Genomic DNA, 1,568 nt, shown 5'->3' with positions numbered 1-1,568 from the left:
GCCCGAATAGAAATATAGATTTCAGATTAGAGGGAAGTAGATTAATCACAAATATATCGAATAATGGGAGTAAATATTCTGATCCTAAGTTCACAATTAAAGTGGAAAACCCATCCACATTTATTGATATTTCACGAAAGAAGGAAGAAGAAATGCAACATTTTCGTATGGGATATCCTGTTTCTGTGGAAGAACGAACAGTCGAAAAAGAACAACTTGTTATGCACGATGAAATGAAAACAATGGTCGGTTGGACTCAAAACGGTCCAAACACTGACGAAGGTGAAAATACAGGCACTCTAAAATCAGATGGTGATCGTTTTGTAATTGATAACTTTGGTGCAGGTAGTAAATGGCATGGCGGGGTTGCTAGAAAGAGTTTAAAGGAACCATTACAAGACTTCACGATTGAAGCAATCGTTGAGTGTTGGAATCAGAATAGTGCCCATTCAATGGGGCGTGTAGAAATCTATTTATTGGATGTAAACTCGGATATTATAGCTAAATTGACGATGGCAGAGGTTCACCTAAATGTAGCGAGTAACTACGGTGAAATAAGAGCTGGGAAGATTAAAGAGGGGCATCATATCATATCTACTACTGGCGATAGCCCTTGGACTTGGAATGATTTCTTTGGTCGTCTACGGCTCACGCGTGTGGGAAACTTTTGGGCAGCAGATATTGCTCGGATTCTTCCAGGTGGCGTGTATGATTCTGAATCTTATCGTGAATATTTTGATGTAGAAGAAAAGTATTCAAAGAATCAGTTAGCACAAGTTATGGTTCATATCGGTGGTTGGCAAGAGGTCAAAAGATTAAACGCGTCTGTGAATGACATCAAAGTTTGGAAATTTAATAAAACAACCACTCTTGAAGCGCCTTACATTGTGCGAAAAGGTGATGTAGTAGAAATTGATACGGCGGATGCTAGTATCAAGATTAATGGCAAGGATGCAATCTATACGAAAGATTTATTCGGTGATTTTATAAATATAGAAAAAGGAATGAATCAAATTGAAGTTTACCCTTCTGACATCGGACAAGTGGAAGTGACATACAGGGAGAGATATCTATGAGTAATAATGATTTACACATTTTTGATTTTAAAACAGAACAAATTATTGCAGTAATCAAAGAACAAGACTATTGGGATGATCTCCATAAATGGGAACTAAAAAACAATGTAGATCAATTCGAATTTACGGTTTCAGATGGTACACATAAAGCAGCAAAGTTAATGCAACAAAACATAGTCTTAAAGCGTGTGCGTGATGGATCGTTTGTTTCATATGTGATAAACGAAAGCGAACAAGATTCTATAGATCGTTCTAAAAAAATATATGCGCTCAGTGAACATACGAAATTAAAAAAAGCAAAAGTAATTAAACCACAAACCTTAGAAGGATACACAGTTAATCAATGGCTGGATTTCGCTTTAGAAGGAACGAAGTGGCAACGTGGTGTAACGGAATATGCAAGCTTCCGCACGATAAATATCAAAGAATTTACAAACCCATTAGATTTATTGAAAACAATAGCAAGTGCCTTTGAGTTAGAAATTCGATTCT

The 1,568-nt window shown here is 36.6% G+C and carries 2 protein-coding genes; both read left to right on the top strand.

Going from position 1 to position 1,568, the window contains the following annotated elements:
- On the top strand, positions 1 to 1,076 hold a 1,076-nt coding region (locus tag ACQGSG_RS28820), incomplete at its 5' end, for a phage distal tail protein (RefSeq protein ID WP_426948723.1).
- A partial coding sequence (locus tag ACQGSG_RS28815; RefSeq protein WP_426948721.1) for a phage tail spike protein occupies positions 1,073 to 1,568 on the top strand: 496 nt, incomplete at its 3' end. The genes ACQGSG_RS28820 and ACQGSG_RS28815, both read left to right, overlap by 4 nt.

Origin of the sequence: Bacillus sp. GMa5/1 (assembly GCF_050172015.1) — a bacterium.
In the GTDB taxonomy this organism is placed as follows: Bacteria; Bacillota; Bacilli; order Bacillales; family Bacillaceae_G; genus Bacillus_A; species Bacillus_A cereus.
The sequence above is the reverse complement of the archived record's forward strand: the minus strand, read 5'-3'. Positions and strand labels throughout refer to the sequence as shown.